This window comes from Streptomyces sp. NPDC031225, from assembly GCF_055570355.1.
On sequence record NZ_JBVIHJ010000016.1, the window covers coordinates 44,624 to 59,799 of the forward strand.

The window sequence follows — 15,176 nt, forward strand, 5'->3', positions numbered from 1 at the left end:
CGCGTGCTGCGGACCCGTCGTCGGGCGATGCCCGCCTCCGGAAATCAGCTGTAGAAGTTCTTCGGCCAGCGGTGCCTGGCCAGCAGAGCCAGTTCGCGGCCGGTCAGCGGCGGTGCCTCGGCGACGGCCGCGTTGCGTTCCACGTTCGTCAGAGACCGCATCCCGACGATGACCGTGGAGACCGCCTGCCCGGCGAGCGCGAACCGCAGCGCGGTGGACGCGAGTTCGTCGACGCCGATCCCCAGGTCGGTGATGAGCGCGTCCACGTGCTTCTCGACCTGGGCGGCCCGGTCGTCCCTGAAGTACCAGTTGCGCCAGTCACCTTCGGGGAAGGCGACGCCCGCCCGGACCGAACCCGTCAAGGCTCCCTCGTCGAGCGCGACCCGCCCGATCACTCCGACGCCGTACTCCTCGCAGGCCGGCAGCAGGGCGTCGGACGGGGCCTGCTCGAAGATGTTGTAGATCACCTGGACCGCGTCCAGGACCCCGGTGCGCAGCAACATGAGGACGTTCTCGGGCTGATGGTCCTTGACCGAGATCCCGAAGGCCCTGATCTTGCCCTCCTGCTTGAGGGCATCCACCGTCTCCAGCCAGTCACCGCGACCGGTCCACTCGTCCTCCCAGGTGTGCAGCTGAAGGAGGTCGACGTGGTCCCGGCCCAGTTCACGCAGGCTGGTTTCCAGGCTTTCCCGCAGGTGCGAGCCCGGGAACACCTCGTCGGGGTGGAGCCCACTGGACGCCAGGGAGACCGGGACCTTCGGCGCGACCTTGGTCGCCACGAGCACGCCGTCACCGCCCCCGGGGCGCTCCCGCAGCGCACGGCCGACGACAGGCTCACTGCGGTCGTACGCCCTGGCGGTGTCGATGAAGGTGAGGCCCAGGTCGAGGGCGCGGTGCAGGGTGCTCACGCCGGAGTCGTCGTCCGCACCGACCCAGGCTCCCTGGCCCAGTCCCCAGGCGCCGTACCCGATCTCCGACACGGACAGTCCGGTGCGGCCGAGGTCCCGATGACGCATGTGCTGTTCAGCTCCCCTGGATGACACGACGATGGCGAGGGTACCGATCTGTGTGCTTCCGCCACCGTGACTGACCTGCTCGAACGACGGTACAGGCCCGCGTGGGGCAGAGGTCAGGTGCTCAGCGCCTGCTCGACGGTGGGGAAGCAGGAGATGATCTCGTCGATGCCGACCAGGCGCAGCAGCTGCACGACGGACTCCTGGGCGCCCGCGATGCGCAGCCATCCCTGAGCACCGCTCACGCGGCGGTGGACGGTGACGAAGACATTGATGCCGGTGGAGTCCATGAAGGTCACGCCGCTGAGGTCCGCCACGATCCGGGGCGGCGCGGTGACGTCCTCGGGGAGCAGTGCGTGACTGAGGACGTCCTTGACGTCGTGGTCGATCTCGCCGTGCACGCGCACGACGAGGACGCCGTCGACCACTGCGCGCTGGATGGAGAATCGGCCCGTCCAGTCTTCCTGGTGGATGTCGCTCACGTCTTTCCGACCGGGCCCAGGCTTGTCCACCCGGGGCTTGCCCGTGATTCTGCCCCACGGCCGCGGCGGCACGCGCCCAGGCAGCCGTGCCGGATGACACTCCTGATGACATGCATGACGCTGTCGCGGGTACCTGCGCACGTCAGGGGGGAGTGAGGACGAGATACGTGGTATCCCAGGGCGACGGTAACGGCTGTGCCGGAGATCAGTACCTGATGCGAGCCGGCTACGCGCTGAAAGGAGATGTCGGTTGCATCGCAGAAGCCCGCCGGAACGCTGTCGTCTTCCTGGACCAGGCCCGCACGGGCTGTCACCTGCCGGTGTCCGAGCGGGTCACGGACCTCACCCGGCTGGTGGTCAGCGAACTCGTCACCAACGCGCTCAAGTACGCCCCCGGCCCCGTCCTGATGGAACTGCGCATCGCCGCCCATTCCCTGGACGTCGTCGTGTGGGACAGCGACCCCACCGTTCCCGTTGCCCGGCCCGCCGATCCTGACAGGATCGGCCAGCACGGTCTGGAGATCGTCCGAGCCGTCACCCAGGACCTCTTCACCGAGCAGGAGTCGGTGGGCAAACGCGTCACGGCCCGCATTGCTCTGGCCAACGCCCTCAGCAACGCCACCGCACGCCGCTGAGCGGGAGCGTCCTGCCGACCGCCGACTCATCGTGCGAGAACCCCGGGTCGGCCCAAGCGGGTCCTTGGCTCCGAGGAAAGGAGGTCCAGATGCCAGATCGATGCAGCCGGATGTCTTGCGCGGACCGACCACCGACTCCCGCACCAACGTCCGCTGGAACGCACCCCGGTCCAGGTCCTGGCACCCTCCCGCGGCCAGGTCGGGGCGCGGTCCTACGCCGGTCTATCGCTGACGCCGGAGCGGATCACGGACGTCGCTCCACCGTGCTGTCGCCGTTTATAATTCTTCGGCAGCAGAGACTGTGAAGCAGGACAGCAGAAAAGCACAGGAGTGACGGCGTGGACAGTTCAGGGGAGGCCGACGTGCCGTCGGCATCGCCGGCCCCGCACGCGGGTGTTCTCCGTGTGCTCCCGCTGACGGACCGGCCCGGGTGGCAAGCGGTCGGCGAGGTCACTCTGCTCACCCGCCCGGCCTGGGAACAGACGCTGCACCACCTTGCTCTGAGCGACGAAGAGGCGTGCCACTTGGAACTTTCCGCGGTCACCTTCGTCGACGTCGCAGGCGTCTCGGCTCTGGCGGTGACCGCCCAGGGCCTTCGGCAGGGGCGACGCATCGTGCTTGAGGAGCCGCCTGCCACCCTGCGGCGCGTTCTGGACATGTTCTGGCCGGACCTGCCCACTGTCGAGGTGATGACCCGATGACGGCCCCCAGCACCGAGCCGTTCGTCCACCCCGCCTTGTTCTACTCGGGCGAGGAGGAGTACCTGAACGGCACTGTGCCTTTCATCCGCGACGGTCTGAAGGCCGGGGAGCCGGTGGCGGTGGCCGTGCCGGGGCCGAATCTCGCCGTCCTCAAGACGGCTCTCGGTCAGGACGCCACACATGTGACGTTCCACGACATGACCGAGGCGGGGCGCAATCCCGGACGGATCATCCCGAAGGTGCTCCGCGCCTTCGCGGACGCGCATCGCGACACGCGGGTGCGGATCATCGGTGAACCGATCTGGGCAGGCCGCAGCACCGTGGAATACCCGGCATGCGTCCAGCACGAGGCACTGATCAACCCGGCATTCCAAGGCCGGGACGTCACCATCCTGTGCCCTTACGACGTCGACAGCCTCGACGAACAGGTACTCGCCGACGCGTACGAGACGCATCCCGTGGTCATCTCCCGTGGCGAGGAACGACCCAGCTCCGCCTACGCCCCCGAGTACGTGGTCGCACGCTACAACCAGCCTCTGGAGCAACCGGCGCAGGCCACGGAACTCGTCTTCGACGCCGACCGACTGCCGGGCGCCCGGCATTTCGCGGTCGAACAGGCCACGCAGTTCGGTCTTTCGGGTGTCCGCCTGGAGGACGTGGCCCTCGTCGTGGCCGAGTTGACCACCAACAGTGTCGTGCACGGCGGGGGCTCCGGCACCCTGCGGATGTGGGCCGACGGCGGCCAGGTGGTGTGCGAGGTACGCGACCACGGGCACCTCGACGATCCGCTGGCCGGCCGTCGCCCACCCGCACGGGACCAGCTCGGCGGCCGGGGCCTGCTGCTGGTGAACTCCCTGGCCCACCTCGTGCGGATCCACACCGGCCCCGACGGTACGGCCGTTCGCTGCTACATCAGTCAGCGCTGACCCCGGCTCAGCAAGCCGGTGGCTTGCGGCCGGCTCCTCGGCGAGTGGCCGGACCGTCCGATCGCGCGCCTACGTCGTGTCGGCGGGATACGACGTGTGGGGCGGGCGGGACTTACCTACGGCTGACGGGCCGGGCTGCGTAGCCACCGCCATGCTTTCCGTGTCCTCCGCCGGAGACCGGCAACAGGCAGCCGTGCGCAGCGGTCACCGAGACCGCTCGACGCGCGAAACTCAGCGCACGGTCGCCGCGTCGAGCAGGGCGGCCACCGTGGGAGCGACGAGGCTTGTCAGCGTGTCGGCTCCGATTCCCGCGCGGGCACTGGCGCCGTCGAAGACCAGGATCAACTGCCGGGCCAGCAGATCCGGGTCACTGGTCGCACCCTGTTCGGCCTCGGCGCGGAAGAAGGCCGTCAGGTTCCCCTTGACCCTTTGCGCCACTTGGCTCGCAGGGTGGCTCTGATCCTTGAGCTCGACCTGAATGGAGAGGTACCGACAGCCCTGGAAGTCGGGCGCGCTCGCCTGCGACTGCAGCTGGTCGAAGACGTGCAGGATCCGCTCACGGGGTGAACGGCCGTCGTCCGCCGGGGGCAGGAGTGTCGCCACGAAGGCGGCCGCCCGTTCCGCCAGGCTCGCCGCCAGCAGCTCGCCCTTGCTCTCGAACAGCTGGTACATGGAGCGCTTCGACACTCCCGCCGCCTTGCACAGCGCGTCAACGCCGATGACGGCGCCTTCCTGGTGACTGAGCGTGGCCGCCGCCTCGAGCAGTCGCTCTCGGGGTTTTGACTTCGCCTCGGTGGTCATATCGCGAGGGTAACCCGATTCCGGCAGAATGAAAACCGATCGGTTTATGGAGGGTGGCTGAGCCTGGTTGCGGCGTTGCGAAAGGAGATCGGCGGCGGCCGCGAGTGGTCTGCCGCAGCTGATCGCAGACCGCGTGGGAGCGGTGAGGGCGAGCAGCGTCTCGATCGGCGTGCAGTGACTCCGGCCGTGGCGACGCCACCCCGTTGAAGCCGACCTCCCGACGGGGGTCAGCGTGACCGGCGCCATGCTCGGCCCGTCGACGTCAGCGAGGGCGGTCGGCGCGGCGACCCGGGCGACCGTGTTCCCTGCCGCCGGGAACAGTCGCAGCGGCAGGTGGGGGAGTCGTTCAGGCGTGCCCGCGCTGCCGACCGCGCCCGCGCCCGCGTCCGCCAACTCGCCCAACGGCTGCGGTAATTCGGCCCACATCGTGGAGCTGACGAGTGCCGGCGGCCGTGAAATCGGAAGCTGCCGGCAGTCTGCCGGGGATCAGTTCAATGATGAGGATCGTGCGGGAAGGAGCGGGCACCGTGTTGGAGGTGCCCTGTCCTCCCTCGCCGGTTCGTGGTGAGCGTCAGTGGGCGATCACGGGCTCGCCCTCCGACGGCGCCAGAGCCCGGTTCGGGATCAGGAACGCGGCGAGCACCGCACCGACCGTGAAGATCCCGGCGCCCCAGGCCAGGGTGGCCGTGTAGCTCTCGACCCCGGCCTGCGCGGCGGTCAGGGCGCCGGGCTTGTGTGAGGACAGGTAGTCGGTCGCGGCCGACGAGGCAATCGTGGTCAGCAGTGCTGTGCTGATCGAGCCGCCCACCTGCTGGCTGGTGTTGATCATCGCTGAGGCGACGCCCGCGTCCTCGTGGTGCACGCCCGCGGTCGCACCCTGGAACGCGGTGGTCATCACGGCACCGATGCCGAGACCCAGCAGGATCATGCCGGGCATGATGTGGGCGACGTAGGTGCTGTCCAGGGCGAGGCGGGTCAGCAGCGTCATGCCGGATGCGGCGACCAGGAAGCCGGCGGTGATCACGACCTTCGGGCCGACCCTGGGCAGCACCAGCGAAGGCACCGTGGTCGACGAGGCGACGATGCCCGCGACCATCGGCAGGAACGCCAGACCGGCCTGAATCGGTGAGTAACCGATGCTCGCCTCCAGGTAGTAGGTCAGGAACAGGAAGATCGAGAACATTCCCATGCCCAGGACGAACACCGCCAGGAACGAACCACCGCGGGTCCGGTCCAGCACGAGGCGCAGAGGCAGCAGCGGATGCGCGACCCTCGTCTCCAGCCACGCGAACACCGCGAGCAGCACCACGCCGCCGATCAGGCAGCCGAGGGTGACCGGGTCGGTCCAGCTGGTGGATTCGACGTGCGCGAACCCGTAGACGATCGCGAACAGCGCGGCGCTCACCGTGATGGTGCCCGGGATGTCGATCTTGGGCCGCTCGGTGATCGCGGGCTTGGCCAGCAGCAGGAGCGCACCGACCAGCGCGACGGCCGCGAAGATGACGTTCACGTACATCACCCAGCGCCACGACGTCCATTCGGCGAGCATGCCGCCGAGCAGCAGCCCGACCGCGGCGCCCGCACCGGACAGCGCACTGAAGATGCCGAAGGCCTTCGGCCTCTCGGACGGCTGGGTGAAGGTCACGCTGAGCAGTGAGAGAGCCGCGGGCGCGAGCAGTGCGGCGAAGAGGCCCTGGGCCACACGCGCCCCGACGAGTACTTCGAAGCTGCCGGCCGCGCCGCCGACGACGGACGCGCCCGCGAAGCCGACCAGACCGGTCACGAAGGTGGTGCGCCGGCCGAACAGGTCACCGAGTCGGCCGCCGAGCAGCAGCAGGCTGCCGAACGCCAGGGCGTAGCCCGTGATGACCCACTGTCGACTGCCGTCGCTGAAACCGAGGTCGTGTTGCGCCGCGGGCAGCGCGATGTTCACGACGGTCGCGTCGAGCGTGACCATGAGCTGCGCCGTGCCCAGCACGACGAGCACCCACCAGCGCACGGCGTGGGAGCCACGGCGGCCCGAGTCAGGTGTGCCGGAGGCGGGCGCCTCGCGGTCGAAAGTGGTACTCACTTTTCCCCTTTGTTGCTGCTCATAGGCTGACCACCAGCTGGAAACCGATCTGTTTCCAATCAGGAAAACAGATCGGTTTCCAGAGTGCAAGTGGGGACGCGGGGCGCACGGGAACGGTCGGGGCCCGGGTGCTTCTGCCGGGCTTGCGGATGGAAACCGATCGGTTTACGGTGTGGGGGACCTCATCGGTTTCTCTCCGTTGAGGTAGGCCCGTGGGGCGCGCCATGCGCCAACGGCGCCCGCGACGCGATCGCAGCAGAGTCACCATTCCGCAGCACACACAAGGAGTCGGCGAGATGTCCCACCACGAGACCCGCCCCACGATTCATGTCGCCGGGACCACCAGCCACACCATCGCCCCGCGCGCAGGACACAGCCGTGAGGGGACGCTGCGCTACCTCAAGGCGGGCACCGGCGCCCCCCTGGTCCTGCTGCACACCGTGCGCACCCAGGCCGAACACTTCCGTTCCCTCATCCCGCTGGTCTCGGACAGATACACCGTGTACGCCCTCGATCTGCCGGGGATGGGCTATTCCGAGATCGTGCCCGGGGCGTCGTACGACGAGCCGGCGATGCGCGCGGGCGTCGAGCGGCTGCTGACCGAACTCGACCTGCACGACGTGACGTTGCTGGGGGAGTCCATGGGGGCGGTGCTCGCCCTGACCGCCGCGGCCGATCTGCCGGAGCGGGTACGGCGCGTCGTCGCGGTCAACACGTACGACTTCCGTGACGGGATCGCCCGCTCCAGCCTCCTCGCCCGCGTGGTCGTCAGCGGTGTCCTCGCCCCGGGGGTGGGCCCGGTGATCGCCGGGGTGCAGCCCAAGCCCGCCCTCCGCAAGATCCTTCAGGGCGGCCTGGGCGACAAGAGCGCACTGCGCGAGGACTACGTGGACGAGCTCCTCAAGGTGGGCACCCGTCCCGGCTATCCGACCGTCGCCCGGGGCGTGTACCAGGCCCTGCCCAGCCTCATCGCGGCCCGCTCGCGCTATCCCGAGGTCAAGGCTCCCGTCCACTTCGTCTACGGAGAGAAGGACTGGTCCCGCGTCTCGGACCGGGAGGCCAACAAGCAGCTCCTGCCGGCCGCCGACTTCACGCAGGTGCCGAAGGCCGGCCACTTCATCGCCCTGGAACGGCCCGACATCCTGGCCGACCTGCTGAACACGGCGGTGTGAACGCAGCGTTCCACGTCGTGCTCGCGTGCGGCCTTCGCTGTCGAGGCGGTCGGCCCGGGCGCCTTCGTAGACCTTCCTGAGCAGGTCGACGGTCGGCATCCGGGCTGGTGCCGTGGCCTTTGCGTCGGGACCTCGCGATCGGCTCAGTCGGAGACCACCTCCCGACCACGCCGACGTCCGTATGGCGGCGTTCGGTGGAGGACCGTTCGGGGGGTAGCCGCTTGGCATGACTGTCTATGGATTACATGCCTCGCACGAACAGGTCCCGCCCGCGGATCTGCTCGACGCCGTGGTACGTGCGGAACACGCGGGCTTCACCGCCGCCATGTGCTCGGACCACTTCTCCCCGTGGAGCGTGCGCCAGGGAGAGTCCGGGTTCGCCTGGGCATGGCTCGGAGCCGCACTCCAGGCGACCGAACAGGTCCCGTTCGGCGTGGTGAACGCCCCCGGCCAGCGATACCATCCCGCGGTCGTCGCCCAGGCCGTCGCCACGCTCGCGTCCATGAACCCGGCCCGGTTCTGGGTGGCGCTGGGTACCGGCGAGGCATCCAACGAGCACATCACCGGCGCCGGTTGGCCCCGCAAGGACGTGCGCACCGCGCGGCTGCGGGAGTGCGTCGACGTCATCCGGGCGCTCCTGCGGGGCGAGGAGGTCAGCCACGACGGGCTGGTCAACGTGGACCGGGCCCGGCTGTGGACGCTGCCGCCGGACGTACCGCCCCTGATCGGAGCCGCGTGCAGCACCGCGACGGCGGCCTGGTGCGCCGAGTGGGCCGACGGCCTGATCACGGTCAACGCCCCGCGAGAGCGGCTGCGCGAGATCATCGACGCGTACCGGGACGCGGGCGGCCGTGGCCCCCTCCACCTCCAGGTGCATCTGAGCTGGGCGCCCGACGAGGACGAGGCCCTCGCCCTCGCCCACGACCAGTGGCGGACCAACGTGCACGCGCCGCCGGTCAGTTGGGACCTCGACTCCGCGGAACTGTTCGACACGGTCAGTGAGCACGTCACGCCTGAGGAGGTGGCGCGCACGGTCGACGTCTCCTCCGACCTCGGCCGCCACACCGCCCGGCTCCAGGAGTACGCCGACCTAGGCTTCCACGCGGTGATGCTGCACCACGTGGGCCGCGAACAGACCGCGTTCATCGACGCGTTCGGCGCCGACGTACTGCCGCACCTCGACGTGACCCGCCCGATTCCCGCCACGGCGAAGGAGTACCGATGCGTCTGACACGCACATCCGACCTGTGGTGGAAGAACGCGGTGGTGTACTGCCTGGACGTGGAGACGTACCAGGACGGCAACGGGGACGGGATCGGCGACTTCGCGGGACTCACACAGCGTATCGACCACCTGGTACGGCTCGGCGTGACCTGCGTGTGGCTGATGCCCTTCTACCCGACGCGGGAGCGCGACGACGGTTACGACATCACGGACTTCTACGCGGTGGACCCGCGCCTGGGCACCCTCGGCGACTTCGCCGAGTTCGTCCGCACCGCACGCGACCGCGGGATCCGCGTGATAGCCGACCTCGTCGTCAACCACACCTCCGAGGACCACCCCTGGTTCCAGGACGCCCGCTCCGGCCGCGACTCCGCCCACCGCGACTGGTACGTCTGGGAGGACGAGCCGCCCGCGGACGGTCCCAAGGGCGTGGTCTTCCCCGACGCGGAGGACAGCCTGTGGGAGTACGACGAGGGCAGCGGACAGTACTACCTGCACCGCTTCTACAAACAGCAGCCCGACCTCAACGTCGCCCACCCCGAGGTCCGCGACGAGATAGCCCGCATCATGGGGTTCTGGACCCAACTCGGACTGTCCGGCTTCCGGGTCGACGCCGTGCCCTTCCTGCTGGAGACCGACGGCCAGAGCGACGCGGGGGCGCTGCCCGACCCGCACGAATACCTCGCCGACCTGCGTGCCTTCCTCGGCCGTCGCAACGGCGAGTCGGTGCTGCTCGGCGAGGTGAACCTGCCCTACGACGACACCACCCGCTTCTTCGGCGATCCCTCCTCGGACCGCGGCGACGAACTCACCATGTGCTTCGACTTCGTCGCCATGCAGCAGATGTACCTGTCGATGGCACGTCAGGACGCCCGGCCACTGGCCACCGCGCTGCGAGACCGGCCCGCCGCTCCGCGCGATGCCCACTGGGCGATGTTCGTGCGCAACCACGACGAACTCACCCTCGACAAACTGAGCGACGACGAACGAGCCGAGGTGTTCGCGGCCTTCGGCCCGGAAAAGGACATGCAGTTGTACGACCGAGGACTGCGCCGCAGGCTGCCGCCCATGGTCGACGGCGACCGGCGCCGCATCGAACTCGCCTACAGCCTGCTGTTCACCCTGCCGGGCACCCCCGTGCTCTTCTACGGCGAGGAACTCGGCATGGGCGAGAACCTCGCCGCCGAGGGACGTCAGGCCGTACGCACTCCTATGCAGTGGACCCCGGAGCAGGGCGCGGGGTTCTCCACCGCCGCGCCGGACGCGTTCCCCAATCCGCTGGTGGACGGGGCCTTCGGTCCCCGGAAGGTCAACGTGTACGAGCAGAGCCGTGACCCCGGCTCACTGCTCAGCCGCATGCGTTCGTTCATCGAACGCTACCGGGAGACCCCCGAACTGGCCTGGGGTGACTACCGCCTGGTGGAGACAGGGGAGCACGCGGTGCTGGCACACGTCTGCCGTGCGGGCGAAGGCACGGTACTGGCCGTGCACAACTTCGCGGACCGGCCCCTCACCGTACGGCTGGACATCCACGAGGCCGGAAAGGGCGGGCACCTGACGGACCTGCTCGACGAGAAGCACACCGCTCTGAACGTGTCCGAGGACGGTCTGTTCCGCGTCGACCTGCCTGCCTACGGCTACCGGTGGCTCCGCGTCGGCACCCCGGCGGACGACCCCGAAAGGGTCGCTTGCGCCTGACCCGCCCGTCTCCCCTGAGGACAACAGCCTCCCCCTCATCGACGTCGGCGGTACAGCTCACGCCTCAGGAGTGCGGCGGCGGTGTCGGGGGAGTGGTGGCGCGGCGGGAGGTCATCACGGCGGTGGCGATCGCGGTCGCGGCCAGGATCGCCCCGGCGGTGGCCAGGGCCGCCTGCGCGGCGGCGCGCGGCGCGTCCGCGCCGGCAAGGTAGACGCCGCCGACGACCGCGACGCCCAGCGTGCCACCGAGCTGCTGGACCGCGTTCAGGAGTCCCGCGGCGGAGCCCGTCTCCTGCGGCCCGACACCGCGCAGCGCGGTGGTGAAGAACGGTGGCGTGAACAAGCCGGTGCCCACTCCCGCGACGGCGAGTGCGAACGGCAAGGCCACGGGGTACGCGCCGGGGCCGCTCACCCGGTAGGCGAGGACGGCCCCGGCCAGGCCGGTGGCGAGGGTGGCGAGGCCCGCGTGCATGACGCGGGTTCCGTAGCGCGGGACCAGATGGGCCCCCGCGGCCCAGGACCCGACGGCCAGTCCGGCCGACCATGGCAGCAGTGTCAGGCCCGCGGTGAGCGGACCGCGGTCGAGGCCCAGTTCCAGGTGCAGCACCACGGTGATCATGACGGCGTTCATGACGGCGAAGAACAGCGTTGAGGTGGCCAGCGCCGCAGGGAACGCGCGGCCGCGCAGCAGCGCCGGTTCGATCAAGGGAGCCCGGCCCATGCGGGCGGTACGGCGCTGCTGGGCGACGAACACGGCGAGGACGACGCTGCCGGCCGCGGCGACGGCCCACGCCATCGGGCCCGGGGTGCCGGTGGCCAGCGGGCACACCACCAGGGCGGTGCCGGTCATCGCCAGTACGGTCCCGGCGGGATCGAGGCGGGGGCGGGACGGGGCGCGGTCCTCACGCAGCCGTGGCGCGATCGCCAGCACGGCGCAGGCAAGGGGAAGGTTGACGAGGAACACCGCGCGCCACGACGACCCGAACAGGTCGGCGTGCGTCAGGACACCGCCCAGCACCGGCCCGAGCACCGCGGACAGGCCCATGACCGGGCCGATGGTGCCGAGCGCCTTGGGCAGTTCGTCGCCGTCGAACATCGCACGGATCAGCCCGAACGTCTGCGGGATGATCAACGCCGCGGCGGCGCCCTGCAGTGCGCGCAGTCCGATCAGCGCCTCGGCGTTCGGGGTGAGCGCGCACGCGAGCGAGGTGGCGGCGAACGCTGCGACGCCGATACGGAAGACACGGCGGCGGCCCGCGATGTCGCCCAGCCGGGCGCCGGTCAGCAGGCCGAGCGCGAACGCGAGCGTGTACGAGGCGCTGAACCACGGGATGTCGGCACTCGCGCCGCCGAGGTCGGTGTGGATGACAGGGCCGGCGATCTGGACGATCGTCGCGTCGAGGAGGTTCATGGCCTCGGCGACCAGCACCGCTGCCAGGGCGAGCCACCGCCACCGGTACGCGGGCTCAGGCTCCGCAGGCCCAGGCCCAGGCCCAGGCCCAGGCACGGACTCGGTCGCGGGGCCCGGCTGCCGGCGCGGGTCGGCGGGTGTGCTGCGGTGCGTGGCGCGGGACATGCGCTCTCCCCTGCGGTGTCCGGGACGGCGGGCGCCCCGGTGAGGCGTCCGGCGACCACCGTGCCGCCGCTCCCGCATCTACATCCATCCCTGGACAACGGATAGGTGATTACTTCCATGAGGTTCGACTAGTTTGGTGAATATGCTCGTACTGGATGACCTGGACCGTGGCCTGATCCACGCGCTGCAGGTGGACGGGCGGGCGCCGTTCACGCTCGTCGCCGACGTGCTCGGCTCCTCCACACAGACCGTGGTGCGCCGCTACCGCCGCCTGTACGCCGAGGGAGGTCTTCGCGTGGTCGCGCTGCCCGCGCCGCGCAGCTCCGGCACCCACCAGTGGTTCGTTCGGCTGACCGCCGCGACGCGTACCGCGCATGACATCGCGGTCGCGCTCGCGCGCCGCCCCGACACCTCGTGGGTGCGGCTGACCTCGGGCGGCACCGAAATCGTGGCGATCATCCACACCAACCCCACAGGCCCGGACGCCCACGCGCTGCTCCTTCGTGACATCCCGCGCACGGCGGGGATCACCGCGGTCTCCGCGCACTACCTGCTCCACACCTACTTCGGCGGGCCTACCGCATGGCGCGGCCGTGTCGACGCCCTCGACGCCGTACAGGAGGCGCGGCTGCGCGCCGAGAGCGGTGCGGGCCCCGGACCGGACGCCGCTCCCGCGCACACCACCGCGGCGGCCCACGGCCGGCGGACGGCAGACGCCGGGCTGGAACCGGCGGCTCCCGTGTACCTGCTCACCGACGCCGATCGGCGGCTGCTGGACGCACTGCGCGAGGACGCCCGCATCAGCTACGCCGACCTCGCTGCCGCGACCGGCTCGACCGCGTCCACGGTGGCCCGCAGGCTCACCGAACTGCGTGCGCGCGGTGCGCTGTTCCTCGACCTGGACGTCGACCCGGCGCTGCTGGGCATCACCGTCTCAGCGGTGCTGTGGATGCAGGTGGCGCCCGCCCACCTGGACGATGTCGCCACCGCGCTGGCCGGGCACGAGGAACTGGCGATGGTCGCGGCGACGACCGGCCCGACGAACCTGGTCGCGCACGCGCTGTGCCGGGACGCCGAGGGACTGCACCACTATCTGACCCGGAAGGTGGCGTTGGAGGCGATCGCGCGAATCGAGACCGCGCCGGTGCTGCGCACCTACAAGGCCGCTGCGACCTTGCGGACCGGCTGAGCAGGGCCGCACCCGGCGCGGTGGCACCCACGGATCCGTCGACTCTCCGAGCAGGATCGACAACAACTGCAAGACCCCGGCCGGCCGGGGTGGGATCAAGTCGGACGGACCATCAGCGCTCGCTTCCCGAAGACTTTGGTGGGGTGACTTCGCGGATTCGGGGCACTCGACAGACACGCAACGGACTACGCCAGGAGGTACGTCATGATCGCCCTCGGCATCATCCTGCTCGTCATCGGTTTCCTCACCGGCATATCGATCCTGTGGACCCTCGGCATCATTCTCGCCGTGATCGGAGCGGCATTCTGGATCATGGGGTCCATGGGCCACGCGGTCGCCGGCCGACGCCACTATTGGTGACGCAGCAGCCCTGAACGCGACGGCGCTCGGCAGGCCGTCGCGCTGCGCCCTGCCGTGGGGGCCTCTTCTCAGAGGCCCCCGCAGCGACGTCCGGCCGGTGGCTCGAACGCGGGCGCCCCTTCTCATGGGGCACGGATCATCGGCGTACGGTCGGCTCCCGTCCCGGCTGCGCGGGGAACCCCCACGGGCATCACCGGACACGCGTGCAGCCCGTTGCTGCCCGGCGTTGCCCCTCAGGGGGTCGGCAGCTGGTCGTACGTCCGGAACGTGTAGGTCGCGTCGTACGCCATGAGATTTCCGCTCGGCGCCGGGAGACCGAGCCTCCTGTTGAGCGGCGCGGTCAGCGGCCCGCAGTTCGCAGCGGCGGGAGCGGCGAAGGTGTCGTCATATGCCGAGAACTTGATCAGGGGCGGATCCTGTGAGACCCACTCCGAAGGGCCCGACCGCTTCAGCCGGAAGTCGATCGGCGCACGCGCCCCGATGGTGCAGTCCTTCGACAGCAGCGGATTCAAGAGCCGGAAGCGCAGACTGAACTGCCCGGTGTAGAAGTCGGATCGGCCACCGTACTCCGCCTTGATCGCCAGCCGGAGCTGCCGCGGGTACTCACCGGCCGCAACACCGGTCAGTCCGCCCGGAACGGCGGTGGGCACCGTATGCATCGCACCCCACACCTGCCCTTCGGTGCCGTCCGGCATCGGCCCCTCAGCGTGTGTCATGGTGATCGGGGCGAGAGTCAAAGTTATCTTCCCCATCGCCAACTTCGGTTGTGCGGTGTGCACTTCACATCTCCAACGGACCGGATCCGCCCCGGCGGGAAGTGGCGGGCAGTCACTGAAATCGGCCGCGGACCGGGCGGTGGCGGCTTCGGCCCTCGATCCGGCGTACGCGAGATTCGGAGTGCACAGCCCCGCAAGGCCTGCCAGGGCCGCGGCCCCGGCGAGGGTCACCGCTGCGCGGCGGGCACGAGAGGGGCGGGAGGCATCGGCTGTGGTGTTCGGCATGACCAACAGCCTGCTGGCCGCGACCGGGCGACGGCTATCGGTGATGCCCCTGCCTCAACCCCCAGCCGACCCTGATGGACCGTCAGGGTGACGGTTCAGGCCGGGGCGGGCGGCGTTGCCGGTGGCGACGGCCCGAACCTGGTCGCGGCGATTCCGAAGACGTTGCCCGCGCGGCACAGGCTATGGACGGTGCACGATGTCGAAGCGGCGCTGCTCGGGTCGTCGGCCTCCGTCGTGATGCCCGCCCGCATCGAAGTCATCGGCTCTTCCTCTCAGGGGTGACTCCGCCCGAGGGCCTGTCCGGCGGTCGGACGGCGGCCTTGGCGC

General features: G+C 70.1%; 15 protein-coding genes. 9 read left to right on the plus strand and 6 right to left on the minus strand.

Features of this window, described 5'->3' with window-relative positions:
- Positions 1 to 44 precede the first annotated feature (44 nt).
- Together ACZ48Z_RS26070 and ACZ48Z_RS26075 are read right to left on the minus strand one after the other, a co-directional pair.
- A complete protein-coding gene (locus ACZ48Z_RS26070; protein ID WP_468738299.1) occupies positions 45 to 1,016 on the minus strand; it encodes an aldo/keto reductase in 972 nt (323 codons plus the stop codon).
- A 113-nt stretch (positions 1,017 to 1,129) separates the two neighbouring features.
- The gene (locus ACZ48Z_RS26075; RefSeq protein ID WP_468738300.1) at positions 1,130 to 1,495 is read right to left on the minus strand and encodes an STAS domain-containing protein; all 366 of its coding nucleotides are present in this window, start codon (positions 1,493 to 1,495) and stop codon (positions 1,130 to 1,132) included.
- Positions 1,496 to 1,710: 215 nt separating this feature from the next.
- Here ACZ48Z_RS26075 and ACZ48Z_RS26080 point away from each other — a divergent pair, with 215 nt between their 5' ends.
- From ACZ48Z_RS26080 to ACZ48Z_RS26090, 3 genes are all read left to right on the plus strand, one after another.
- On the plus strand, positions 1,711 to 2,130 hold the full coding sequence (locus tag ACZ48Z_RS26080) for an ATP-binding protein (protein ID WP_468738301.1): 420 nt from the start codon (positions 1,711 to 1,713) through the stop codon (positions 2,128 to 2,130).
- A 404-nt stretch (positions 2,131 to 2,534) separates the two neighbouring features.
- On the plus strand, positions 2,535 to 2,831 hold the full coding sequence (locus ACZ48Z_RS26085) for an STAS domain-containing protein (protein WP_468738302.1): 297 nt from the start codon (positions 2,535 to 2,537) through the stop codon (positions 2,829 to 2,831).
- Positions 2,828 to 3,757 (plus strand): anti-sigma factor RsbA family regulatory protein, encoded by a 930-nt coding sequence (locus tag ACZ48Z_RS26090; RefSeq protein WP_468738303.1) that lies wholly within the window; start codon positions 2,828 to 2,830, stop codon positions 3,755 to 3,757. The genes ACZ48Z_RS26085 and ACZ48Z_RS26090 overlap by 4 nt, the downstream gene beginning before the upstream one ends.
- A gap of 231 nt (positions 3,758 to 3,988) precedes the next feature.
- Here the strand turns inward: ACZ48Z_RS26090 and ACZ48Z_RS26095 are convergent, their stop codons facing one another.
- Together ACZ48Z_RS26095 and ACZ48Z_RS26100 are read right to left on the minus strand one after the other, a co-directional pair.
- Positions 3,989 to 4,558 (minus strand): TetR/AcrR family transcriptional regulator, encoded by a 570-nt coding sequence (locus ACZ48Z_RS26095; RefSeq protein ID WP_468738304.1) that lies wholly within the window; start codon positions 4,556 to 4,558, stop codon positions 3,989 to 3,991.
- Between the two features lie 571 nt (positions 4,559 to 5,129).
- Positions 5,130 to 6,629, minus strand: coding sequence for an MFS transporter (locus ACZ48Z_RS26100; protein ID WP_468738305.1), 1,500 nt, complete (start codon positions 6,627 to 6,629; stop codon positions 5,130 to 5,132).
- Positions 6,630 to 6,925: 296 nt separating this feature from the next.
- On the opposite strand from ACZ48Z_RS26100, the gene ACZ48Z_RS26105 reads away from it, so the two are divergent.
- The 3 genes from ACZ48Z_RS26105 to ACZ48Z_RS26115 all read left to right on the plus strand — a co-directional run bounded on the left by ACZ48Z_RS26105 (position 6,926) and on the right by ACZ48Z_RS26115 (position 10,723).
- Complete coding sequence (locus ACZ48Z_RS26105) at positions 6,926 to 7,801, plus strand: alpha/beta fold hydrolase (RefSeq protein WP_468738306.1); 876 nt, start codon at positions 6,926 to 6,928, stop codon at positions 7,799 to 7,801.
- Between the two features lie 226 nt (positions 7,802 to 8,027).
- Positions 8,028 to 9,032 carry a TIGR03885 family FMN-dependent LLM class oxidoreductase gene (locus tag ACZ48Z_RS26110; RefSeq protein WP_468738307.1) on the plus strand — a complete coding sequence of 335 codons (1,005 nt, stop codon included), beginning with the start codon at positions 8,028 to 8,030 and terminating at the stop codon, positions 9,030 to 9,032.
- A complete protein-coding gene (locus ACZ48Z_RS26115) occupies positions 9,023 to 10,723 on the plus strand; it encodes an alpha-amylase family protein (RefSeq protein WP_468738308.1) in 1,701 nt (566 codons plus the stop codon). Before ACZ48Z_RS26110 ends, ACZ48Z_RS26115 begins: the two co-directional genes overlap by 10 nt.
- A gap of 64 nt (positions 10,724 to 10,787) precedes the next feature.
- On the opposite strand, the gene ACZ48Z_RS26120 is transcribed toward ACZ48Z_RS26115, so the two are convergent.
- Entirely contained in the window at positions 10,788 to 12,152 is a 1,365-nt protein-coding gene (locus ACZ48Z_RS26120; RefSeq protein WP_468738309.1) for an MFS transporter, read from the minus strand.
- A gap of 289 nt (positions 12,153 to 12,441) precedes the next feature.
- On the opposite strand from ACZ48Z_RS26120, the gene ACZ48Z_RS26125 reads away from it, so the two are divergent.
- Together ACZ48Z_RS26125 and ACZ48Z_RS26130 are read left to right on the plus strand one after the other, a co-directional pair.
- Complete coding sequence (locus ACZ48Z_RS26125; protein ID WP_468738310.1) at positions 12,442 to 13,488, plus strand: Lrp/AsnC family transcriptional regulator; 1,047 nt, start codon at positions 12,442 to 12,444, stop codon at positions 13,486 to 13,488.
- A gap of 204 nt (positions 13,489 to 13,692) precedes the next feature.
- A complete protein-coding gene (locus ACZ48Z_RS26130; protein ID WP_328752723.1) occupies positions 13,693 to 13,848 on the plus strand; it encodes a DUF6131 family protein in 156 nt (51 codons plus the stop codon).
- A gap of 233 nt (positions 13,849 to 14,081) precedes the next feature.
- Here the strand turns inward: ACZ48Z_RS26130 and ACZ48Z_RS26135 are convergent, their stop codons facing one another.
- Positions 14,082 to 14,564, minus strand: a complete 483-nt coding sequence (locus ACZ48Z_RS26135) for a hypothetical protein (protein ID WP_468738311.1) — start codon at positions 14,562 to 14,564, stop codon at positions 14,082 to 14,084.
- A 372-nt stretch (positions 14,565 to 14,936) separates the two neighbouring features.
- Here ACZ48Z_RS26135 and ACZ48Z_RS26140 point away from each other — a divergent pair, with 372 nt between their 5' ends.
- Positions 14,937 to 15,131, plus strand: coding sequence for a hypothetical protein (locus ACZ48Z_RS26140; RefSeq protein ID WP_468738312.1), 195 nt, complete (start codon positions 14,937 to 14,939; stop codon positions 15,129 to 15,131).
- Positions 15,132 to 15,176 lie beyond the last annotated feature (45 nt).